The 24342-nt window shown below is 41.8% G+C and carries 24 protein-coding genes; 9 read left to right on the top strand and 15 right to left on the bottom strand.

Features of this window, described 5'->3' with window-relative positions; genetic code table 11:
* From fdhD to N7974_RS07245, 3 genes are all read left to right on the top strand, one after another.
* Positions 1-837, top strand: coding sequence for a formate dehydrogenase accessory sulfurtransferase FdhD (fdhD, locus tag N7974_RS07255; protein ID WP_262964969.1), 837 nt, complete (start codon positions 1-3; stop codon positions 835-837).
* A gap of 6 nt (positions 838-843) precedes the next feature.
* Entirely contained in the window at positions 844-1059 is a 216-nt protein-coding gene (locus tag N7974_RS07250) for a formate dehydrogenase subunit delta (RefSeq protein WP_262964968.1), read from the top strand.
* Positions 1060-1295: 236 nt separating this feature from the next.
* Positions 1296-1514 carry a hypothetical protein gene (locus N7974_RS07245; RefSeq protein WP_262964967.1) on the top strand — a complete coding sequence of 73 codons (219 nt, stop codon included), beginning with the start codon at positions 1296-1298 and terminating at the stop codon, positions 1512-1514.
* A 143-nt stretch (positions 1515-1657) separates the two neighbouring features.
* Here N7974_RS07245 and N7974_RS07240 read toward each other — a convergent pair whose 3' ends face one another.
* Complete coding sequence (locus N7974_RS07240; RefSeq protein WP_262964966.1) at positions 1658-2056, bottom strand: rhodanese-like domain-containing protein; 399 nt, start codon at positions 2054-2056, stop codon at positions 1658-1660.
* Between the two features lie 31 nt (positions 2057-2087).
* Positions 2088-4580, bottom strand: a complete 2493-nt coding sequence (locus tag N7974_RS07235; RefSeq protein ID WP_262964965.1) for a mechanosensitive ion channel domain-containing protein — start codon at positions 4578-4580, stop codon at positions 2088-2090.
* Between the two features lie 553 nt (positions 4581-5133).
* Between N7974_RS07235 and N7974_RS07230 the strand changes: the two genes are divergently transcribed.
* From N7974_RS07230 to N7974_RS07210, 5 genes are all read left to right on the top strand, one after another.
* Positions 5134-7365 carry a fused MFS/spermidine synthase gene (locus N7974_RS07230; protein WP_262964964.1) on the top strand — a complete coding sequence of 744 codons (2232 nt, stop codon included), beginning with the start codon at positions 5134-5136 and terminating at the stop codon, positions 7363-7365.
* Positions 7366-7730: 365 nt separating this feature from the next.
* Positions 7731-7937, top strand: coding sequence for a cold-shock protein (locus N7974_RS07225; protein WP_243218619.1), 207 nt, complete (start codon positions 7731-7733; stop codon positions 7935-7937).
* Positions 7938-8045: 108 nt separating this feature from the next.
* Positions 8046-8312, top strand: a complete 267-nt coding sequence (locus N7974_RS07220; RefSeq protein WP_243218620.1) for an RNA recognition motif domain-containing protein — start codon at positions 8046-8048, stop codon at positions 8310-8312.
* A gap of 693 nt (positions 8313-9005) precedes the next feature.
* On the top strand, positions 9006-10421 hold the full coding sequence (locus N7974_RS07215) for an undecaprenyl-phosphate glucose phosphotransferase (RefSeq protein ID WP_262964963.1): 1416 nt from the start codon (positions 9006-9008) through the stop codon (positions 10419-10421).
* A 326-nt stretch (positions 10422-10747) separates the two neighbouring features.
* Positions 10748-11152, top strand: a complete 405-nt coding sequence (locus tag N7974_RS07210) for a VanZ family protein (RefSeq protein ID WP_262964962.1) — start codon at positions 10748-10750, stop codon at positions 11150-11152.
* Positions 11153-11340: 188 nt separating this feature from the next.
* Here N7974_RS07210 and N7974_RS07205 read toward each other — a convergent pair whose 3' ends face one another.
* Complete coding sequence (locus tag N7974_RS07205) at positions 11341-11541, bottom strand: hypothetical protein (RefSeq protein WP_262964961.1); 201 nt, start codon at positions 11539-11541, stop codon at positions 11341-11343.
* Between the two features lie 890 nt (positions 11542-12431).
* Here N7974_RS07205 and N7974_RS07200 point away from each other — a divergent pair.
* Positions 12432-14570: a glycoside hydrolase family 55 protein gene (locus N7974_RS07200; RefSeq protein WP_262964960.1), complete on the top strand. Its 2139-nt coding sequence runs from the start codon at positions 12432-12434 to the stop codon at positions 14568-14570.
* Between the two features lie 209 nt (positions 14571-14779).
* Here the strand turns inward: N7974_RS07200 and N7974_RS07195 are convergent, their stop codons facing one another.
* The 12 genes from N7974_RS07195 to N7974_RS07140 all read right to left on the bottom strand — a co-directional run bounded on the left by N7974_RS07195 (position 14780) and on the right by N7974_RS07140 (position 24333).
* The gene (locus N7974_RS07195; RefSeq protein ID WP_262964959.1) at positions 14780-16012 is read right to left on the bottom strand and encodes a glycosyltransferase WbuB; all 1233 of its coding nucleotides are present in this window, start codon (positions 16010-16012) and stop codon (positions 14780-14782) included.
* Positions 16013-16207: 195 nt separating this feature from the next.
* A complete protein-coding gene (locus tag N7974_RS07190) occupies positions 16208-16741 on the bottom strand; it encodes an REP-associated tyrosine transposase (RefSeq protein WP_262964958.1) in 534 nt (177 codons plus the stop codon).
* A gap of 215 nt (positions 16742-16956) precedes the next feature.
* The gene (locus tag N7974_RS07185; protein WP_262964957.1) at positions 16957-17136 is read right to left on the bottom strand and encodes a hypothetical protein; all 180 of its coding nucleotides are present in this window, start codon (positions 17134-17136) and stop codon (positions 16957-16959) included.
* Between the two features lie 168 nt (positions 17137-17304).
* Positions 17305-17484: a hypothetical protein gene (locus N7974_RS07180; protein ID WP_262964957.1), complete on the bottom strand. Its 180-nt coding sequence runs from the start codon at positions 17482-17484 to the stop codon at positions 17305-17307.
* Positions 17485-17641: 157 nt separating this feature from the next.
* The gene (locus tag N7974_RS07175) at positions 17642-17821 is read right to left on the bottom strand and encodes a hypothetical protein (protein WP_262964957.1); all 180 of its coding nucleotides are present in this window, start codon (positions 17819-17821) and stop codon (positions 17642-17644) included.
* 170 nt (positions 17822-17991) lie between these two features.
* A complete protein-coding gene (locus N7974_RS07170) occupies positions 17992-18171 on the bottom strand; it encodes a hypothetical protein (RefSeq protein ID WP_262964957.1) in 180 nt (59 codons plus the stop codon).
* A gap of 159 nt (positions 18172-18330) precedes the next feature.
* Entirely contained in the window at positions 18331-19497 is a 1167-nt protein-coding gene (locus tag N7974_RS07165; RefSeq protein ID WP_262964956.1) for a nucleotide sugar dehydrogenase, read from the bottom strand.
* 291 nt (positions 19498-19788) lie between these two features.
* Positions 19789-20649 carry a hypothetical protein gene (locus N7974_RS07160; protein ID WP_262964955.1) on the bottom strand — a complete coding sequence of 287 codons (861 nt, stop codon included), beginning with the start codon at positions 20647-20649 and terminating at the stop codon, positions 19789-19791.
* Between the two features lie 153 nt (positions 20650-20802).
* A complete protein-coding gene (locus tag N7974_RS07155; RefSeq protein WP_262964954.1) occupies positions 20803-21639 on the bottom strand; it encodes a glycosyltransferase family 2 protein in 837 nt (278 codons plus the stop codon).
* A 5-nt stretch (positions 21640-21644) separates the two neighbouring features.
* A complete protein-coding gene (locus tag N7974_RS07150; protein WP_262964953.1) occupies positions 21645-22598 on the bottom strand; it encodes a UDP-glucuronic acid decarboxylase family protein in 954 nt (317 codons plus the stop codon).
* A gap of 35 nt (positions 22599-22633) precedes the next feature.
* Positions 22634-23185, bottom strand: coding sequence for a WcaF family extracellular polysaccharide biosynthesis acetyltransferase (locus N7974_RS07145; protein WP_262964952.1), 552 nt, complete (start codon positions 23183-23185; stop codon positions 22634-22636).
* Complete coding sequence (locus N7974_RS07140; protein ID WP_262964951.1) at positions 23182-24333, bottom strand: glycosyltransferase; 1152 nt, start codon at positions 24331-24333, stop codon at positions 23182-23184. Before N7974_RS07140 ends, N7974_RS07145 begins: the two co-directional genes overlap by 4 nt.
* Positions 24334-24342 lie beyond the last annotated feature (9 nt).

The raw sequence follows: 24342 nt of genomic DNA, 5'->3' as shown, positions 1-24342 counted from the left end.
ATGGACTCGTTACTATTGGACTTGGGCTGGCCCAGTTATCAGCAAAGATCCGTTGACCGCTGGCAAAACGGACTTCATGAACAAAAACAAGACTATATTGCCGAAGAAGTGCCTATTTCCCTGATTTATAACGGCATGCCGCATGTGGTCATGCTGGCAACTCCGACTAATCTGGAAGAGTTTGCCTTGGGCTTTAGCATCACTGAAGGTATTATTAAAAATCCGCAAGAATTACTGTCAGCGCGGATTTATAATCGTTCCAACGGTATTGAAGTACAATTAAAAATTCCTGACAACCGCTTTCAAGGCATGGCTGATAAAGGCCGAAATTTAACCGGCCGTACCGGTTGTGGCCTGTGTGGAGCCAGTACTTTAAAACAAGCCATCCGCCAACCCAATCAGGTTAATGGTGAATTATCCCTGTCAGGTGCCCAGTTGCGCTCTGCGTTAACCGACATTAAACAACACCAAACCTTAAACCGCTTAACCGGAGCCGTGCATGCCGCAGCCTGGGTTATTCCCGGCCAAGGTATTGTCGATCTCAGGGAAGATGTAGGGCGGCATAATGCACTGGATAAATTGATCGGTTTATTACTACGTACCGGTAAAGATTTATCTGCCGGCTTTGTCATTGTGACCAGTCGGGCCAGTTATGAAATGGTACAAAAAACCGCTTGGGTAGGCATTACCATGCTTGCGGCTATTTCTGCACCTACCGGTCTGGCCATAAGACTGGCCGATGAAACAGGACTTACTTTAATCGGTTTTGCCCGTGATGATCAACATGTTGTCTATACTCATCCACAGCGCTTAACTCACAGCAACCCTCTTATTTGATTAACCATGAAAATTGAAACACTTGTCAAAATGGCCAATGACATTGGTAATTTTTTTAACGCAGAAAGTAATAAAGACATCGCGGCTGAAGGCGTATCAAAACACATTTTACGGTCATGGCATCCCAAAATGCGTCGTGAAATCATAGCTTATTGTAAAGAAGATGGCTCGGCGTTAAGCGAACTGGCCAGAACCGCCATCAACAAACTTGATCAAGCTTAATTTTTATTCACCACGAAGAAATGAAACTTTATTCACCACGAAGACACGAAGAGCACGAAGCTTTCTTTCTTCAAGTCTTCGTGCTGAATAACTTTTAAGATTTAATGAAACGTGACAAAATTTACTGCATTGATCGGCATTGGAATTTATTCAGCATAAAGATACAATCTTTTTCTTCGTGTCCTTCGTGTCTTCGTGGTGAATAGTTTTTAAAATTTACGATTAAGGATTAACTCATGAAAACGACCGATGCTTACCGGCAAAGACTATTAACTGAACTTATTGAACAAAGCGCCCAAATTGATGCGTTGGTAATAAAATCGCGGCAAGTAGCCGTTGGCTTTAATAAAGAACTTGATGCCTTACGCGCCCGACAAAAAATAACCACCGGCAAACTCCACGAACTCGAAAATGCTGACAACACGGTGTGGGAAAACATTGGTGACGGCGGTTAATTCTCCTGACGTAGGGCGTGCCGTGCACGCCAGATAAATCAAGACCAAGTTACTATCAGCCCAAGGCAATGAAACGCATCACTCAAGCATCAATGATGCGCATCACTTCGTTCAGCACATCCTATAATATAAACATCATCCGCTTACTCAACACCAAAACCCGCTGTTTTCCAGGCATTGGTGCCGCCCTCAAGATTGATCACGTTATGGTAACCTAATTTATAAAGGGACTTTGCCGCCGCATCACCCATAGGACCGCCTTGGCAATACAGATAGATAGCGGTATTTTTATCTCTTGGAAATTTATCCTGAAATTTTTCAATTTCATTATAAGGCACAAAAAGATCTGTACCTTTGATGTGCTGTTGTTCGGGCGTGTGAACATCAACCAGAAATACATCCTCATTTTGCAAGATTTGCATTAACTCTGTCGCCGGTATTATTTTCACGTAGTCAGGCTCTTGAGACGAACAGCCGGTAACGATAAAAATAACGGCCGCTAGATGCAACAGCGTTGTCTTAACTTTAATTTTAGAACTCATAAAATAGCCTATTGATAAATTTTTCAAGCACTTAACCATGGCCCATACTCCATGGCAGATTAGTCGGTGTAGCCTGATCAGCATTTGCAACATTTTTAATATAAAGCGATTGAGTCGGGTGAGCAAATTCAATCCCCGCTTCTTCAAAGCGTTTAAATATCTCCAAATTGATTGCTTGTTGAATATCCATGTAAATATTGTAATCCGGGCTCAACACATAATAAACGATTTCAAAAAGAAGCGCGAAATCCGTATATGACGAAAAATGGGCACGGTCGAAACGGATATTTTCCTGAGCTTCAATAATTTCCCTGAACATGACCGAAATTTCCGGCAGTTTTTCTGCTGAGGTCTGATAAACCACGCCAATGTTAAAGATCACTCGCCGCTCTTGCATACGCTTGTAGTTACGGATTCGGGTATTAAGCAGATCGCCATTGGCGCAGATAATTTGCTCCCCTGTGAGACTCCTAATGCGCGTGGTTTTAATGCCAATATGTTCAATACTTCCCATAAAATCATCAAAGATTATAAAGTCACCGATGACGAAGGGTTTATCGAGAACAATAGACAAAGAAGAAAACACATCCTTCAGTATTTGCTGCATCGACAGTGCCACAGCGACACCACCAATCCCCAGCCCGGCGACCAGTGCCGTTACATCTATACCTAAATTTTGCAGGATCAGCAACAAGGCAATCGACCATAGAATGACTTGACTGGTAAAGTTAAAAATCGTCAAAGCCCCCATACTGGCACCGTCGCGCTTGGTACGCCGCGACAGCACCCGAAATACCCAGGAGCGAACGAAACTGCTTGCCCATACGGTAGCCTGAACCACAAAAGCCACTTTCGTCAGCTTGGCAATGTTGGTCGTCGTTTCGAGGGAAAAAGTCAAGAACTGCGAGGCAACGTAAACAGCCAGCATTAAAAAGAAAAAAATGTTTGCATGTTTAATGCTGGCTAAAAAACCGTTAATCAGGGAAGCATCGCTCGATTCCCCTATATATTTCAGCCTCTTTATCAAAATCCAACGTAAAAAGAACAATAGCGCAAAAGTGGTCAGCGCAGAAACTAACGCATAAGACCAATCCAGCATACTATTGGCGTTAATTTTATAATCAACTGCCAACTTAAACCAATCACTCCATGATCGTTGCGAAGTTCTGGCACTTATTTCATCAACGAGCTTGGTTTGCAGGCGACGGCTGTTTTCAAGTTCCGTATGCAAATCCTGAAAATGCTCAAGAATGCTGTTCATCTGTTCACGTTGCTGCGTCAGTCCGTGTAGCTCATCGGGCGCAACCTTCTGTTCATTATCCATTTTGTTGGACAACGTAATCTGCCGGCTGCGCCAATCGGCCAGCCATAAGTTAAGAGCCGCCTCTTCATTATCGATTTGCTTTAACTGCTGACCGGCTTTATTTCGCCATTTTGTCAAGGTAACTTGTTCTACCGACTGATTAAAAATATCGTAACGCTGTTGCCAAACCTCTTTCCAGGTGACAAGCAGTTCAATACGACGAGTTGCGGTATCAACTTTGGTCTTTAACGCTTTTAATTTAAGGCGCAATGCTTCAGTATCAACTTCAATACTATTTTTATCGTCGGGATCTGCGCTATCAAGCTTTTTTCTGGACTGATCCAGGCTGTTTTTCACCGTCAATTGCTGTTCTTTTGTGCGAACCAAATCCCGATTTAAAACAAAGTCATCTTTATTAATACGCTGCAACTGATTCTGTAATTCATCCTGGCTAAATACGGCGTGCGTTTGCAGAAATTCAACCTGAAGTTTCAATAATTCAACATGGGTTTGGAGAACAGTTTTAACCTGTTTTTGAGCACTCAGCTCAAATTGATGAAGCGCTTTTAATTGCTCAGCCAACGTTACATCCCGATGGGCGATTTCAAGATTAATATCTGCCAGTAACGAGAAACTGTCAGATTCGGGAGTAGTATTTTCTTCAAGCTGCTTTAGCTTGTCCTTTTTTTGCTCCACCACGGATATCGCCTGCTGCACTATCCTATCAACCACACTGATTTTAGAGTCAAAGCCTTCTTCCCTGCGTAACTCCTGATTTAGCTCTTCATAGTACTGATCCAGTTCCATAAAAGAAAAATGCTGCTCAGCTAAAGGCGGTATTTTAAGGCTGGTAATTTCTTCCCTCAACTGCTGGTTTTTAATGTCGAGTGCCTGCAACTGCTCCAGCTTTACAAGTTGTTGATCATAGGCAGTATCGGTCTGACTAATAATTTCTTGTTCAATATTAAGCAACCCGGCCTCTTCAGCTTGTTCCTGGGAGGTGGCAAGCAACAGTCGACCGACAATAGCGGCCGCCTGTTCTTTAAGTGCTTGCTGTCCGTTTTTGATATCGGCAATTAATTGCTGATTGTCGGGTTTCGCTGAAATCTGAATCAGTGGGGTGGATGGTGCTTGCGATGGCGCTGCGGTTACTTCGCCGATCAGCCCAAAAAGTATAAAAGCAAAGCTATAAACTAAAAAAAATCTACCTTGTCCGGCCATAGACACACTCCTGTTTTATCTTTAAAAAATCCTGGCGCCTCTTTTGACCTGCTTATCTAACCGATAAGCGCTTTCAAAATTAACGTAATAACTTCATGCTAACACCAAAAACATTGGCTAAGCTTTTATGACCGCCTCCGGTAATGCTCGATGGTTACAAACCCTATAGGATGTGCTGAATGCCATGAAGCGCATCACTTCGTTCAGCACATCCTATAGTCGAATTTTATTTATAATACGTTAGTCAAGATAGATAAAATGCGCATGGCACACCCTCACTGCCATTAAGTTAAGCGTTGAAATACCTTTTATATGGAGTACAAACCTAGGTTTGTACTCCAGCAGTCACTATATGATGAGGAGTCAAAAAACATGTTTTTTGACTCCTTATTTCTTAACTTAATGGCAGTGATGGTACACCCTACCCAAAGGTAAATCATGACAAAACCCTGTGAGTTTTATAAAAATTCACATTCAATTTCCCCCTTGGCGCAGCAAATGCTTTATTATTAGCGCATTAAAATAACAGGCCCAAACGGCGACACTAAAAATAATGAACAACCCTTCAGAAACAACCAACGACCGCCGCTTATCCCTGATAATTTTATTTGCCGGCACCTTGTTTACCAGTGCGTCGCTGATGTTTGTTCTGCAACCCTTGTTCGGGAAACTGTTATTACCGTTACTGGGCGGCTCTCCCGCAGTTTGGAATACCTGCATGGTGTTTTACCAGACCATTTTATTTCTTGGTTATCTGTATGCGCACACCATTTCCACGAGCTTTGGTCAACACCGCCAAATCCAGATACATGCCGCCGTTATTCTGGTCAGCTTTCTGGCGCTGCCGTTAGCCTTACCCGAAAACACCATACCACCAACTGACAGCAATCCAACTTTTTGGCTGCTGTGGACATTATTTCTGGCTATCGGCCTGCCTTTCTTTGTGGTATCAACCACCGCACCACTGGTGCAAAAATGGTTTGCCAATATCGGCCACCATACCAGTCATGATCCTTATTACCTGTATGCCGCCAGCAATACTGGCAGCCTGATTGCCTTGTTAAGCTATCCCTTTTTGCTTGAACCGAACATCGGCCTGGCCAATCAAAAAAATTACTGGAGTATCGGCTATCTGTTTCTTAGCCTGCTTATAGCCGGCTGTGCTTTTGTCTTATGGAAAAGCCGACAAAATACCAATATTGTTGAAGATAGCGAACCCCAAGAAGAGCTCGGCATTTACCGGAAACTTCACTGGTTGGCGCTGGCGCTGGTGCCTTCCAGCTTGTTGTTGGGACTAACCAATTTTATCAGCACCGATATTGCCTCGGTGCCGTTACTGTGGATTATTCCGTTAACCCTGTATTTACTGTCTTTTGTGATTGTTTTTTCCAAATGGAATGACCGGATTCATCCCATTATGGTCAAGCTACAACCCATTGTATTATTGCCGTTTATCGCTTACGCCTTTATCAATCCCGCCGACCTGCCTTATTGGGCTTATCTTGGCCTGCACCTGCTGGCTTTTTTCTTTGCGGTGATGGTTTGCCATGGCGAACTGGCCAAAAACCGGCCACATACCCGCTATTTAACAACCTTTTACCTGATCATGTCCTTTGCCGGCATGTTGGGTGGTATGTTTAATACTTTTGTTGCGCCGTTTATTTTTAACGGTATTTATGAATATCCCATCATGATTGTCGCAGCATTATTATTGCGTCCCGGAGCCAGTATCACCTTAAAAAAAGGTCTGCTCCTACAAATAATTCCCCCTGCCCTGTTAATCATTACCGGCCTGATCATTTATACCAATGTTAAGAATTTACTACTGTATTTTGACGCCATTGTTATCAGTCTGATTGTCTTAACAGTTTTTACTTATTTTCTCAGAGCCCTGCCGGTTGCCTTTGCTTTATTAACCGGTGCCATTATATTTCTTGCCCTTGGTGTACATGGCTTGTCATCGCACACGATTTATCAGGAACGCTCGTTTTTTGGCGTGCTGGCCGTACGTGAAAGTTACTTGATTGATGAACAAAACCGGTATGAGAAATATCATGAGCTCTTTCATGGCACCACCAAACATGGCGCGCAGCGTCTGGCTGAAAACCTGGCCAACATACCGCTAACTTATTACAGCCGCCCGGGGCCTATGGGACAACTGTTTAAAACTTATGACAACAGCAATAGCCACTGGAATATTGGCATAGTCGGGCTGGGTGCGGGCGCTTTAGCCTGCTATGCAAAACCAGGGCAAAACTGGACTTTGTACGAAATTGATCCTTTGGTTATCGACATTGCCAAAAATACCAACTATTTTAGTTACCTTGAGCGTTGCTCTTATAACACCACCATGAGTCTGGGTGATGCCCGTCTGTCCCTGGAAAAAGAGCCTGATCAAAAATTTGATTTATTGGTCATGGATGCTTTTAGCTCGGATTCTGTTCCCACCCATTTACTCACCCGGGAAGCGCTGGCGCTGTATTTTAAAAAGCTAAAGCCCAATGGCATACTGGCTTTTCATATCACCAATCGCCATCTATCGTTAAAGAAAGTCTTATCGATTCATGCCGAGGATTTGCATTTTTCGGCGCTGATACAAGAATTTACGCCACAACACGATTTACCACTGGTGGTTGCCACCGACTGGGTAGTTATGGCAAAAACCCCAGAAACACTGACCCCACTTAGCCAAAGCCGTTTGGGTCATTGGCAAAAAATGCCCTTATATTTTGACATGAAACCCTGGACAGATGATTTCACCAATATTGTCAGCATCTGGAAATAAAACACATAGGGCATATAGACTTTCAGATAAATAATTTCGATGCTAACGGATACCATCCCTTCAAGGGATGTTATCCGTACGGGCTCAAAATTTAATTTCTGAAAGACTATAGGGGCGAAGCTGTGTGTTCGTCCAATTCACCCCTATCATTACCTTACTTAAAGTTTAAATGGCAAAATTAAAGATTAGCCACTATAATAAACGGGTTAGTGGACAGTACTACGCGCCTTATGCGGGACTTCTATTTAATAAATTTTGCATATCAATCAGCACTTTTCAGAAATTCCTTACGTTATTTTCCTTTCGTGTCTGATTTGATTTGCAATAAAATATTTACATTCATTTATTGATATTGAGGAAGTTACATGGCAACGGGTACTGTTAAATGGTTTAACGAGTCTAAAGGTTTTGGTTTTATTTCTCCTAGCGACGGCAGCGCAGATGTATTTGTACATTTTTCTGCAATCGCCAGCGACGGTGGTTATCGCACACTGGCTGAAGGCCAAGCGGTAAAATACGAAGTAGAATCAGGCGCCAAAGGCCCACAAGCTTCAAACGTATCAGCAGCGTAAGCTGAGATTACGTATCGACACACAACCTCGCCTAAACCAGGCGGGGCTGTGGCATAGCCGGTTTATCCGGTCAATATCAACTCACCCCCTGAATTTAGGATATGTCTTTTGAAACGACTTTTTGTAGGAAACTTACCTAGCGAGGCCACTGAGGCCACTGTTGAAGCTTTATTTTCAGAATACGGCAAAGTTCGCTCCATCCAACTTGTTTCCGATATTTTTAGCGGAAAATGTAGAGGATTCGGATTTGTTGGAATGGAAGGCCACGAAGCCAGAGCCGCTATAGCAGCACTTGACGGCAACTTATATTGTGGAAAACCGTTAAAAGTTAAATTTGAAGAACCCGCTACCGGTAAAAATGGCCGACGCCATTAACCACACCACCCACTCCAGCCAGACACTAAGCCTTAAGTCAATCAATTAATACCCAATTGACTTGCCTTGCCTCTACCAACAAGCAGAAACTACTGCACAAGGGCATCGTTACTAATTTTAAATAAACCATAACGCATGGTGTAGACAGGGTTATCACGCCACGGATGATAGCTTGCTGATCGGGCAATAACATATCCGACCACCATTGATTACCCGCTGTGTCACCTTTCAAAGTAACACTACCCAGGTTGGATGCAAGGTTTGGCTATAATATCTTAAGCAGAGTTATCCGGGCGACCCACTGGTCGCCCTTCCTGTGTCTGCCATTATTAATAACCGCATTAAACAACAAGTTTATTAACCGGCCCCGCCTGACAATACTTAAACAAGCCAATCATTAAACAAAAACTTAATACACATTTCTTGGTGATTAGAAAAATTTAAACTATCGTTAGTATAAAAATAATTTAGATATACAAGCGCACTTTTTTTTAGTTTAATATCATTAACTACAAAGCCTTTAAAACCAAGTATCAAAAGGGCTAAATTAATATATTCAAGCATTTTTTTAACCGAACCGTAATACATAAGCTTCATAATAAACGGCCAACCGTGCCTGCAATATTCCTGTACTATTAACGACACTGGTTAGTTAAGTAAACAGGCATCACTCACCGCTTATAGACAAACCCAATGGCCCATCGTAATCCCGGATTTATTCGACCACATCACTCAAAAATCCAGGTTCTTAGCCGCACCCTTGATCTTGCCCTGATTGTCGCCGCACTCTATGTAACATTACTCATCTACGACATTCCTCTGGACCGCGAATACCTGCTACCTTGCCTTATAGGCACTGCATTATTCGGCATTTTGGCTGAAAATAACGAACTTTATCAAGGTTGGCGTGGCGCACCCATGTTTGATGAATCCATCAGCATACTATTATCATGGCTGGGTGCTTTTACCTTATTAGTCAGCGGCACTTATCTTTATAATCCTCAATATAATTATTCATTACAAGTTATAGAATTATGGCTGCCGCTTGCCCCTACCGGCATCATCATGGCCCACACCCTGCAACGCAGTTGCTTATCCTTGTTAAGAAAACAGGGTTTTAATACCAGAACATACGCCATACTGGGTGCCAATCCACTAGGGCTAAGACTTAAAACTGCCTTATCGGACATGCCTTGGCTGGGTTACAATTGTATCGGCTTTTTTGATGATCGATTAAAAACCGAAGAAAGACGCTTGAGTCACCAAAAAATTGGCGATATAACCGGTGACTTTGAAGAATTGCTTAACCTGTCAAAAACCGGTCAAATAGACCATATTTATATCACCCTGCCCTTATGTGCTGAAAAACGCATCAGCCATTTTGTGGCACTGCTGGCTGACAGTACCGTCTCAGTTAACATCGTACCGGACTTTTTTACCTTTAACCTGATCCAGTCAAAATGGAGCAACGTCCAGGGCATACCCGTTGTCAGCGTCTTTGACACCCCGTTTAACAACGCTAACGGCCTTACCAAACGTCTTGAAGACTTGGCCCTATGCCTGTTTATATTACCGGTTATTGCCATTCCCATGCTGATCATTGCCATTACCATCAAACTAACCTCACCAGGTCCGGTTATCTTTAAACAGAAACGCTATGGTGCCAAAGGCGAACAAATAGAAGTCTGGAAATTTCGCTCAATGAATGTCTGTGACAATGGCGACAAAATAAAACAAGCTACTCAAAATGATAGTCGCATCACCCCATTCGGTGCATTCTTGCGTAAATCATCCCTGGATGAATTACCGCAATTTTTCAACGTCGTACAAGGCACCATGTCTGTCGTTGGCCCTCGTCCCCATGCCGTAGCCCATAACGAATATTATCGCAAGCAAATACAAGGCTACATGCTGCGCCACAAAGTTAAACCCGGCATTACCGGTCAAGCCCAAGTTAACGGCTGCCGGGGAGAAACCGACACCCTGGACAAAATGGAAGCCAGAATTAATTACGACCTGGAATATATAAAAAATTGGTCACTGTGGCTGGATTTAAAAATAGTATTTTTAACCATCTTTAAAGGTTTTACTGACAAACAGGCCTATTAGCCATTACTATATCTATAAGATTAAAAACTCACCACGAAGACACGAAGTACACGAAGTACACGAAGTACACGAAATTTTCAATACATTGAATAAAACCGATTATTTTTTTTCGTGTACCTTGAAGCGGGACCGGGCTTGCAACCCCGTCCATCACGTTTACCTTAGTCACGCAGGTCGGGTTAGCGACAGCGCTTGTGCCCCAGAGGGTATAGCCCGACAAATCGAAATGGTAAATAATATTTTTAGCCCGTTTTTTGCTAAATTTTTTACAGCCTCTAAAACCAACGCAACTATTATCTGCATAACATTAATTGCCATCATTAAAAATGAGCAAATCAAACATTAATCGCAAAACAACCTTATTTCTCAGCCTGCTCATCATCGGTTTAATGGCCAGCCTGTTAATCGAATCATCAGGGCCACCCTTAGCCATAATGGGACAAATACAGCATCTGGACAAGCTCGCACACTTTTTAGCCTTTAGCGGCTTAGGTTTGCTGGTTTGTGCACTAGCTTTTACACTTAACCCTGTATCAGCGATCCCCCTGCTCTCCATACCGTTATTAGCTGTTGGCTTATTCGGCATCATCGAAGAAAGCTTCCAAATGCTGATTCCCGGTCGTCAATTTGATTTATTAGACTTATTGGCAGATATCTGCGGCGCATTATTTGCCATTACTATAGCCAACCTCGTTATCCACTTGATACGCACCAATAAATTGGTATCCTGACGCCCAAGCTCCAGCTCTCATCGTTATACACACTGAAGAGTGATGGTGTTTGCAAACCCTGATCGGCATCGAAATAAAAAGAAGCGGGTCAGGATTTGTAATGCCGTCCCTCACGTTTAAAAACCATTAAAACCTTCAAACGTTTCGATCAGGGTTGCAAACTCTGGCCGGCATTACCCGTACCACCATCAGCAGCAAAGTCTTAAAGCCTGCACCACACCCAAAGATTGCAGCGCATACTGAAAATACAGAACATCAATGTTTAGCGTCGCCAAATCCTGAGGATAAATAATTAATAACTTGACATATAGAGACAAGATAGTAACAATAATGTCTAACATATAAGCTTTGTCGCAATACATACTAAGTAATAAAGATAAAGTGGCCATAACGTGTAATCTCCCAATAATTGATTACAAATCATATATACAGATTTTCAGATAAATAATTTCGATGTTAACGGATAACATCCCTTGAAGGGATGTTATCCGTAGGAGCTTGTAGCGATGTGTATTGGAAATTTAATTCCTGAAAGACTATAGTTAAATCAATAGCTTATGAAAAGCTATCAGTATTTAACAAAGATTACCCTCTGATAAAAAATGACCGCTCACAGGTATAAAATAATTATTAATCAGTAAACAAAGACTGATTAATATTCATCAAGAATTAAATAATACTCGGCAAAACAGGCCCGATAGTGGGCAATCATAATAACTTTCAGATCTAAAGAATAAAATGCCCTATTGGTAAAATTACAGATCTTGCCATAACCACCAAGCTCTCTAATGAGCTGGAAATCTTTTCATTTTACAGACCCGATTAATAAAAGTATCAACCAGAATTACTATTTTTCTGACATCAAAATTCCAGCTTGAATGCCAGAGGCAGGAAAATCCTTAGCTTTGCTTTTTTCGTGGTTTACATGGACAAAAGCTATTGCTCTTGTTATGGATGCCAAAAGCATTAATCATATTCCTTGCACTATTATTGACCCAATAAGATATTCAGGATGCCGTCAATTATAGGGACATAACCCCGAACAAAAAAACCAAAGCCTTATTAATAAAAGCATTTCAGCACTCCAGTGAAACCTTTTTAAATGACATGATACAGACTTACTTCACAGATTTTTCCTGTGCCATTGCGCTTATGCAGCAAGCCAACCATGCCGTAACTACTTAAAAAAAGTACTGGCAACACCGAAGTAAATAATAAGATTATTGGTGATTTTGCAACTGTCGTTAGTTAACGTTTTATAAAAAATGGACAATTAACCATGAATCACAATCAATTAATCCTTTTAACACTTGCCTTGCTTGCTGTTGCAACCAACAGTCCGGTTACAGCGGCACCACTGCCATGCGAAGTTAAGCTGGCAAAAGCGGCAATCCCCAAAAATGTCTATTTTCTTCCAGAAAGTAAGGCTGCCCAGCTACAAACAACACTCACTAATAAAGTTAGTGTTCGCTTAAAGCCAGGGGGGGATTACCGTAAATTATTATCCATAAAATTAACCTCCAATCAAGCACTATATGGTTTGGCGGGTACAAAACTGCCACTAGTGATTATCCCTGCCGGTACCAGCAACGCCTTATTAAGTGGTGTCAGTCCGGTAAACATCAGCTTTCAAGGCTCTACCAAACCTATCAAGAATAACTGCTTTAACCGAATCAGCAATTCAAAAATTATCGCCAATAATGTCCTGTTGGAAAATAATCTGTTTACTGACTTAAGCAATGTTGCTATTGCCAGTGATACCTCTCAAACCGGCTATTTAAAAAACAATCGTTTCATACGCACCATGGTGCATGCCCAGTATCCGTCAATAAACATTGCCGGAAATATTAACAAACAATCGCAAGGCAATGTATTTATCTGGACCAACATATTAACACCGCATGGCGACGGTATTATTATCAATAACCAAAAAAATATTCGCTTTATTGGTATTGATGCAGAATCATGGAACTGGAACCAAGTAGCCTTATATCCCGGCATGATGAACATAGCCAATACGGATTTCTTATCGGTATTTATGGCCAATGGCGGCGATAATTACCATAAAACCGGCCAGTATTTTAATCTTGATACCAGCAACATCGTCTTGCAAGGCATGGCAATCAGTGCCACTCAAAACCCTGGTATTATTTTAGGCAATGCCGTTGAAAACATGGTCACTATTGCGATTCGAAGTATTGGACTTGACCAATTTAATATGTCAACACAAATAATCGATATCGATAAAGATTATAAAAAATTAATTACTATCAACGCACAAACCATCGAACCGGAAAACATCACCGATGCGGCAAAAAATACCCTTGCTGATTTACTGCAAATCGATAAGGACAATTATAATACTTGGCAGAAACCGGTATTTAGTGCAATTCCTGATCCTGCCGGCGAAAATTGGCAAACCAATATTACATCAAAACCGGATTCTACTGACGCCATCCAGGCGTTAATTGACAACAATGGCATTGCCGAACTTAATGCCGGTATTTATTACATCAGTAAACCCCTACTGCTTAACGCGGGACAAGGCATTATCGGTGCCGGCGCTGACAAAACGGTCATTATTGCCAAATCACCGACTATTGATCTAATCGCCGGAGCCAATCATTTGGATGTCAAAACTACAACCACCACTTTTGTACTGGCCGACTTAACCCTACAAGGAGGATTTAACGGCATTAATCACAGCGCAGAAGGTTCTGGTAAAGGTGCAGATTATGTTATGACTACACTTTCCCATGTCACCATTCGCAATATGGCCAATGCCGGTATCTTGATTGATAACATTTATGCCTGGGATAATAATTTTATTGATCATAGCAATTTTTACCGCTGTAAAACCGGTATCCAGCAAAGACCTGATCCGGCTTATATCGGTGGCGATCAATTAGGTATGACTTTTCTCGATAAAAATGTTTTTTACCAAACCCAGTTTATTGAAAATGATATAGCCATTGACATGCAGGCAAAACGCGCCAACAACCTTAATGCCTTTATTAATAGCCAGTTTAAAAATAATCAACAAAACCTGATCATTAAAAACTCCAACTCGACCTTTTTCGCCAACAGCGTTTTTGAAACAGCATCCACACAACCGCTGCTGGTTGGCAATAACCTGACCGGCTTTGTCAACAGCAGCTTTACCAATAATCAACCTGATAGTCCGCTGTTTAATGGCGGCGTTTATTGTAATGCTTGCAGTTTTAACAACAGCACGGCAAATACCGAAGTGATTGTTGCGCCAACCAGTAAAAACAGCTATTTTGTTAACAGTACCTTAAGTAATCCAACCCCCCAAACCATGGATACCGGCGTTGTTGTTAACAGTAATTTTACCAATGATGCCACTACCCCCGTTATCAACAGCTTGTTTATTAATAAAATTGCCAAGCCTTTTTAACCTGTAGTTTTTCAGAAATTAAATTTTCATTATTTATTGCTTTAAGCACACACAGATACGACCCCTTAAAGGGATGGTATCTGTGCGTATAAAAATTGTTTCACAAAAAAACTCTATGATCATTCTGGCAAGGGAGCAAGAAAAAACCTTCGTGACTTTCGTGCTTTTCGTGGACAACCAGTGGCTTTGCCTGCTGGATAAAGAAACCCTTACCGTGCCAGTTCGCTGACCAACCGGTTTAAAATCTGGTCTTTTTTAAGATTATCCAATGAAAACTGGTAAGCCACTTTGTTATAAACCCCGGGAGCTTTTGCCGGTATGGTTAACAGCAACTCTTTTAAAGTCGCTGCCAAAACATCGGCATTTTCCGGCTCTATACATCGGGCAATACCCGGATATTCCTCGCATAGCAAGCCTAACTCGGTGTGAGCTTCGGCAGTAATAACACAATCACCACCCACCGCAAGAATAGTAGTCAGCTTGGAAGGTAATACAGCATCAGCTGCGCCCTTTTTTTGCACGACTAAATGAACAGTAGCCAAAGCCATCAGTGCCGGTAAATCTTCATAAGGTTGCAGTGGATAAAATCTCAAATTAGCCAGTTGTAACTGTTCTGCCTGCTGCATAAGATCTTCCAGGGCTGCGCCGGTACCGATCATCAAAAATAATAAGTCCGGTTCTTGTTCAAGCAACTTGGCAGCCTGCAAGACAATTTCAAGCCCCTGTTTTTTACCCATATTGCCGGAATAAAGCACTACGCGGGTAGTTTTAGCAATGCCCCAACGCTCACGAAAAAGCCCGGCATCAGCATCGGGGGTAAGAAAATCAGTATCTACCCAGTTAGGAAAATAAAACACTTTGTCAGGTTGACTGGTTTTATCTTTGGCTTTTTGCAGCATGCTGTAAGAAATGGTCGAAATCTTGTCAAAGCCCGACATCAACCAGCGCTCAATCTGACCGGCCATTTTGGCCATCATGCCGGCTTTACCCAAACCCAAACCCAGCATGGCATCCAGCTCAAAATCCTGAATATGCAACAGACTTTTACTGCCACGCAGTTTACAAAATAGTAAGGTCCCCGGGACACAGAAAAAAGTAGGCTGAATGCACATGACAACATCCGGTTTCCATGACCATTGCCTGAATAAAACCGGCAGACTGGACAGCCCAAAACTACATAAATGCAGCAGACGGTTTAAGGTTTTAGGTCTTTTAGGTACAAACAACGGGCACCTAAATACCGTGACATTATTGCGTTGTTCAGTGTGGTAGAGCAAACGGCTATAAGCCTTATCAACCTGCCATTGCGGGTAATAGGGTGGAGCACAGACAACACGCACATCATGGCCATTTGCCGCCAGCCATTCGCACATCTCGCCGGAATATTTCCCGATACCGGTTAGTTCCGGCGCATAGTTAAGGCCGTAAAGCAAAATTTTCATAATGTTCCGCTGGTTCCCAAGCTCCAGCTTGGATATTTGTAGTTCGTGAAGCTGGAGCTTCACAGGCTAGGTTCTCAAGCTGGAGCTTGGGAACGAGGTAATGAGATTATCCATAGGATGGGCTGGCGCAGGATGCCCATCATAAATCAATCGATGGGCATCGTTGCCTCAGCCCATCCTATATTTTTAAATCAATTATTCACCCGGTTTTAACATCAAATTCGTTTCCACATCCCCCCACGTTGAAGGATAAATGCCAAGTTTCACATAATAGTGAAAACTTGAATAACGCCAATCAACTACCCGCTTTGTTAAACCATGTTTAACGGGATTCCTATGAATATAATCCATATGTTGATTAAAATCATTCTCGTCGATTATTAAATGCGCCCAAAATCGACGTTGCCATATACTTCGCTCATTTTTGCGTTGCCGACTTGCTGAAGTAAATTCACCTTTTTCCATGGCACGCGAAAAATGTGCTTTGATCAAGCTCCAACGTATTGAATAATCAGAGTCTCCAACAGGAAGCGTCCAAATACAATGCAAATGATCCGGCATAATAACAATCGCATTGATGATAAAAGGATGTTTTTGTTTAACATACCGAAAAGCCTGTCGCAATTGCTCGATTTTATCGATTAATAATTTATTATTGTTACGAGTGGCCAGATTAACGGTAAAAAACCAAGTCGCACCAGGGGTATAAATACGGCGATAGTTTGTCATATTATTAAATTATCCATAGGATGGATTGAGGCAACGATGCCCATCATAAATTAAACATATTTGATTTATCATAGGATGGGCTGACGACAGGATGCCCATCATCAATCCATCATCAATCCAATCAACCAATTGATGGGCATCGTTGCCTCAGCCCATCCTATATTTGCACGAGGAGATAAGGCAACAAAAAAAATGCTTAATACCCCCTCCTGCTTTTAATCTTTCCCAAATAAATCACGGCTATATACTTTGTCAATAACATCGTGGATGTCATCGGTAATGCGATTAGCGACAATCACATCCGCTTCTTGTTTAAAAAGCGCCAGGTCATTAACAACTCTTGAGTTGAAAAATTGCTGCTCCTTAAGAGCCGGCTCATAAATAATCACTTCCATGAATTAAACATATTCGATTTATCATAGGATGGGCTGACGACAGGATGCCCATCATCAATCCATCATCCATCCAATCAACCAATTGATGGGCATCGTTGCCTCAGCCCATCCTATATTTGCACGAGGAGATAAGGCAACAAAAAAAATGCTTAATACCCCCTCCTGCTTTTAATCTTTCCCAAATAAATCACGGCTATACACCTTGTCAATAACATCGTGGATATCATCGGTAATGCGATTAGCGACAATCACATCCGCTTCTTGTTTAAAAAGCGCCAGGTCATTAACAACTCTTGAATTGAAGAATTGCTGCTCCTTAAGAGCCGGCTCATAAATAATCACTTCCATGAATTAAACATATTCGATTTATCATAGGATGGGCTGACGACAGGATGCCCATCATCAATCCAATCAACCAATTGATGGGCATCGTTGCCTCAGCCCATCCTATATTTGCACGAGGAGATAAGGCAACAAAAAAAATGCTTAATACCCCCCCAAGCTTTTAATCTTTCCCAAATAAATCACGGCTATACACTTTGTCAATAACATCGTGGATATCATCGGTAATGCGGTTAGCGACAATCACATCCGCTTCTTGTTTAAAAAGCGCCAGGTCATTAACAACTCTTGAATTGAAGAATTGCTGCTCCTTAAGAGCCGGCTCATAAATGATTACTTCCATGAATTAAACATATTCGATTTATCATAGGATGGGCTAACGACAGGATGCCCATCATCAACCCACAATCAACCCACAATCAACCAATTGATGGGCATCGTTGCCTCAGCCCATCCTATATTTGCACGAGGAGATAAGGCAACAAAAAAAATGCTTAATACCCCCCCAAGCTTTTAATCTTTCCCAAACAAATCACGGCTATACACCTTGTCAATAACATCGTGGATGTCATCGGTAATGCGGTTAGCGACAATCACATCCGCTTCTTGTTTAAAAAGCGCCAGGTCATTAACAACTCTTGAATTAAAAAATTGCTGCTCCTTAAGAGCCGGCTCATAAATAATCACTTCCATGAATTAAACATATTCGATTTATCATAGGATGGGCTGACGACAGGATGCCCATCATCAACCCATAATCAACCAATTGATGGGCATCGTTGCCTCAGCCCATCCTATATTTGCACGAGGAGATAAGGCAACAAGAAAAATGCTTAATACCCCCTCCTGCTTTTAATCTTTCCCAAATAAATCACGGCTATACACCTTGTCAATAACATCGTGGATGTCATCGGTAATGCGATTAGCGACAATCACATCTGCTTCTTGTTTAAAAAGCGCCAGGTCATTAACAACTCTTGAATTAAAAAATTGCTGCTCCTTAAGAGCCGGCTCATAAATAATCACTTCAATGCCCTTTGCCTTGATTCGTTTCATAATCCCCTGAATGCTTGAGGCACGAAAATTGTCAGAGCCGGCTTTCATAATCAGGCGGTAGATTCCTACCACCTTGGGGTTATATTTGATAATACTCGTTGCGACAAAGTCTTTTCTGGTTGTGTTGGAATCGACAATGGCATTAATAAGGTTTTGCGGTACATCATTATAATTAGCCAACAATTGCTTGGTGTCTTTAGGCAAACAATAACCACCATAGCCAAACGATGGATTGTTATAGTGATCACCAATCCTAGGATCAAGACTAACACCCTGGATAATATGCTTGGTATTCAGGCCATGGGTCGCGGCATAAGTATCAAGCTCATTAAAATAAGCCACACGCATAGCCAAATAAGTATTGGCAAACAACTTGATAGCTTCTGCTTCCGTTGAGTTGGTAAATAATATATCTATATTTTGTTTTACAGCACCTTGCTGTAATAATTTTGCAAACGTTTGCGCCCGTTCAGAAATTTCGCCGATGATAATACGTGAGGGGTGCAAGTTGTCATAAAGCGCTCGACCTTCACGCAGAAATTCAGGTGAAAAAATCAAGTTATCACAATTTAATTGTGCTTTTAACTTATCAGTGTAACCGACAGGAACAGTCGATTTTATAATCATCACCGCAGTCGGGTTGATAGCCGTTACATCCTTAATAACCGCTTCAATTGATTGGGTATTAAAGTAGTTTGTTTCAGGATCATAATCCGTTGGTGTGGCGATAATGACATAATCAGCGCCCGTATAAGCCTCAAATTTATCCAGCGTAGCTTTAAGGTTAAGTGGCTTGTTGGTTAAATAATCTTCAAGCTCGACATCTTCAATGGGTGATTTTTTTTGGTTAAGTAGCGCAACTTTTTCAGCAATAATATCAATGGCGACTACTTCGTTATGTTGTGCCAGCAAAATGGCATTAGACAGCCCTACGTAACCGGTACCTGCAATAGCAATTTTCATAATGATTTATGGATTAAGTTTTGTTTATAAATATTGGTATCGACAAAGGTGCGAAACCAAAAGGTCTGGAAACAGGCAAATAGAAGCCAATAAAACTCTCTATTTCCCAAGCAGGAGCTTGGGAAATAGAGATTGTCGATTTGATCTTATTCATGCTTTAACCGGTTAACTTAACCAGTCGTGCGATTTTTCCTCTTTCGGCTTGGAGCCGGCAAGAAACCTCTTTGCTTCCAGGCATTTAAGATCAATCAGGTAGCGATACCACAAGCCCTGCAAAAGGATACGACCCCGTTATTGCTTCAAAGCATCGGCAATTATTTCAGCCAATACATGATTCCCTTCGGCAGAAGGATGTATTCCATCCCGATAATAATTAGCTGACCATCTTTTGTCATCGGCAACCAACACATAACGCCCCCCCATAGCACTTAACTTGGCAAGGTATGGTGCAAAATGCGAATGTCTTAATTCGGCATTCAGCGATTCTGGTTTATCGGGGTATATAATATATAACGGTTTAAGTTTTGTAGACTTTAAAAATTCAGCTAATTCAAGCCAAACATCTCCAGCAGGTACCTGTAAATCATCAGGCACCACTGCACATGGATAAAATGAATAAACATACTTATTAAACAAATACCAAAGCGCTAGAGTTGGCTTATTGCGGGGGTGTGTTAACTCACATTTCCAAGAAGATGCATCACCAAAATCCCCAGAATTAAAGACAAATACAATGGCATCCATTTGCTTAAGCACATCAGGGTTAGCGCGTAAATAAGCCAACTCATTACGTAAAGCCCAACTACCTGCTGAGATTGGCCAAATTGAATACGAAGTTACCTTTTGCAATTTTGGCCCAAGCCGATCTGCTTGGGTAAGGGGATTGCCGCCCAAAACAATGCTGTCACCTACTAGCAAAACATCAGGTTCAGCATTGGTCACAAAAATGCTGGCACCCATATGTTTTTCATTAAATTGCCACTCATGGCTATTTAAAAAACGACCGTTTTGATTGGCTGTAGGTATATAGCCAATGACCGGGTTAGCATCATATAAAGGGAAATCAACTACCCCGATATAGCGAGCTAATAGCTCCCCACCCACAAAAATAAGTGTGGCTAATAATAGTATTACCAAGTGAAGTTTTTTCAAGTTATGGTCCTATTACTTTGCTGTCCGACGATTCTAATTTACGCGTATTTAACACATGAAATACTCATAAAAATTGCAGTAATGTTGTGTAAGGTAAGGCCTGCATGTCCTGCGTAACGAGTACCTGCAATAGCAAAATAGCAATTTTCATAATTATTTATGGCTTAAGTTCTTTTCATAAATTTTGGCATCGACAAGCATACGAAACCAAAAGGCTTGGAAAAAGGCAAAATAGAAGCCAACAACACCATCCAGAAAGCCCAGACGAAATAGATACCGGTAAATAAAATAAGAAAGAGCACGTAAACCAATAGGTAACTTATAGTACAAACCCTTAATAAAACGAGTACGCTCGCGGGCATCACCTAACAAACGTGGCTGCAACACATCATCATTAATCTTTATTTCAGCCATGATTTGATCTGCCTCAAGATCACTCCAGCGGTTATGACTTGCTGTCCAACCGGCCATACTTGATGCATTTTTGTCGTGCATTAAACCTGATAGATTTCCGGTAGGACAGGTTGCTACAAAGTGCTGATCATAAAGCCGATTTTCGCATTGGCCAAAGCCGGATTTAAATAATCTTAAATGCCACGGATTAACACCGCTAAAGCGTAACATGCGCCCCATAAAATAATCACGACGTTTAATCAGATAAGCATTAAAGGGACGCTCACCATTTAGTGCCTTATTAATGGCGGCTATAGCTACCTCATCCAATACCTCATCAGCATCCAGATGCAGTTGCCATTCATACTGCGATGATATCTGCTCAATTGCCCAATTACGTTGATCGCTATAATTAACAAAAGCACGATCAATGACAACACAACCCATAGCTCTTGCAATGTCGGGAGTATCATCTTTTGAGCCTGAATCAACGACAAATATGTTGGGACTAACCTTGAGTGCCTGCGTCAGAGTCTCGCGAATAATATTTGCAGAATTAAACGTCAATATAACGACCACACAAGAATTTGTAGTCATATTGGTTATACCTGATTGGAGAAGTACTCAATCGTTTTAACAAGGCCTTCAGCCAAATTAACACGCGGTTCCCAGCCATCTAATACTTGCTTTGCCAAAGAAATATCAGGTCTGCGTTGCTTAGGGTCATCCGAAGGTAATGGATTAAAAACCAATTTACTTTTTGAACCGGTTAGATCAATAACCAGTTGAGCCAACTGCAACATGGTAAATTCAACCGGATTACCAATATTAACAGGCCCATTAAAATCATCAGAGGTATTCATGGCGCGAATCATGGCTTCTAATAAATCATCTACATAACAAAAACTGCGTGTTTGGCTACCATCACCGTAAATTGTTATATCTTCGCCACGTAAAGCTTGCATAATAAAGTTGGATACCACTCGTCCATCATTGGGATGCATACGTGGGCCATAAGTATTAAATATACGTACAACTTTAATGCGTAATTGATGTTGGCGCTGATAATCAAAAAATAAAGTTTCAGCACAGCGCTTGCCCTCATCATAACAAGAGCGGATACCAATGGTATTAACCTTACCCCAATAGCTCTCAGGTTGTGGATGAACTTCCGGATCACCATACACTTCGCTGGTCGATGCCTGCAATATTTTTGCACGCAAACGTTTGGCCAAGCCCAACATGTTAATAGCGCCATGCACACTAGTTTTGGTGGTTTGTACCGGGTCATGCTGGTAGTGTATGGGTGAGGCTGGGCAAGCCAGATTATATATTTCATCCACTTCAACAAATAATGGAAAAGTGACATCGTGACGCATTAACTCAAAGCGAGGATGATGAAGTAAATGTTCGATATTATGCTTGGTACCGGTAAAAAAATTATCAACACATAAAACATCATGTCCTTGTTCAATAAGTCGGTCGCAAAGATGACTTCCAAGAAAGCCGGAACCACCAGTGACTAAAATTCGCTTTGTAGGGTTGTAATTTCTCATATTATTTCTCGTTTAAATAATCACTAGGGTAAATTTTACTTTAGATGTCTGGTAGCAACTTGTTTGCAAGGATTGCCGGCATACACTGCCCAAGGTACTAACAAGCTTTTTGTAACAACAGATCGGGCACCAATGACTGCGCCCTCAGGTATAACAACTCCGGGATGTATAAATGCTTCAGCGCATACCCAGGCTTGTGATTCAATTATTATAGGTTTGGCTAATAATTGAAAATTTTTGCTGTTGTAGTCATGTGTGCCGCAACATAAATGTGCACCTTGTGATATTACTGCATAGTCACCAATTGTTATCGTCTCCATGCAGTAAAGGGTTGCGCCATCGCCAATGCCAACATAATTACCGAGATGTAAATTCCAAGGAGCCCAAATTTTTACTGAAGGATAAACATGCACATGTTGTCCAATTTTTGCACCAAATAATTTTAAAATAAAGGATCTCCATGCATGAAAAGGTCTTGGACTGGTCCTGAAAAAAAGAAAATAAACCACACCCCAAACTGCACGTAGCAACCGATTACTCAATTGAAACGAGGGCTCAGTATAGGGGTCGTTGTTTTGCATAATCATAAACTTTCCCTAATAATTTCGATCAACCGCTCTGCAGCACGTTGCACATGAAAACGATTTTGAAAGCAGGGAATGGTTTTTGCCTGCATCGCGGCAAAGGTTTCTTCACTCATAGCCAACCAACGCTGCAACAGATCATCGGTGCCTGCCAAGGTATCATCGGCAACCAAGCCGGCTCCATCGGCTGCAATTTCACGCCATATATTGACTTTATTACTGATTAAAACCGGTTTGCCGCAGGCCAAAGCCTCGGCTACCACTATACCAAAATTCTCTTGATGCGAAGGCAACACAAAAACCTCTGCCGCATAAAACGCACCCCATTTCATCTCGCCCTGCAACATACCCGGCCAGGTAATACGGTCGGCAATGCTCAAGGCTTCTGCTTGCGCTTGCAGTTTAGCTACCCAGCCAATTTGATCAGGCCCCGCCATCACCAAATGAAGGCTTTTATCGTGCTTGGCTACTTTGGCAAAGGCTTCAATCAATAAATCACAGCCTTTTTTTACATGAATACGACTGAGGTATAAGGCAAGGCGTTTGCCTTGGAGTTGTGGATATTGAGTTAGAAATTGAGCCGCCAGTTCTACCCCATTTGCAGGTGGGTTAGCTACGCCATAAGCAGTGACGGCTTCATTGGCTTTGTATAACCAAAATGATTGTTTTGCCAACAAACGTTCATCTTCACAAGTGAAAATTACCCGCCTTGCATCGCGTATTACCCGATATTCTGCCCACAGCCAATATAACCATTTTTTAAGATGTTTTAGAGGATAAGTACGCTTAAACCAGGGGTCCAACATACCGTGGGTAAACAGGTAATATGGTTTGTTCAAGCTTTTAAGAGCGCTATGGGCAGCAAAACCATGATATTGCCAGATGCCATTAATAATAACTGCATCATAATCTTCAACATTAGCCAGCAACCAGGGTTTTAGTTTGTTGCTATAACCATAAGTGCCTTTCCCCGGCCCCATGGCATGCACGGTTAATGGGCAGTCGATAACCCAAGGCGCATCAGGCGCATCCAGGCTGACAATTTCGACACTGTGCCCCTGATTTTGCATAATGTCGGAAAGCTGTCTGACACCTTCAATAGGCCCGCCACCTTCGGGATTGACTGAGCGGATAATACGCAGGATTTTCATAATGTAAGC

Origin of the sequence: Methylobacter psychrophilus, from assembly GCF_025583945.1 — a bacterium.
Taxonomy (GTDB): Bacteria; Pseudomonadota; Gammaproteobacteria; order Methylococcales; family Methylomonadaceae; genus Methylobacter_C; species Methylobacter_C psychrophilus.
The sequence above is the reverse complement of the archived record's forward strand: the minus strand, read 5'-3'. Positions and strand labels throughout refer to the sequence as shown.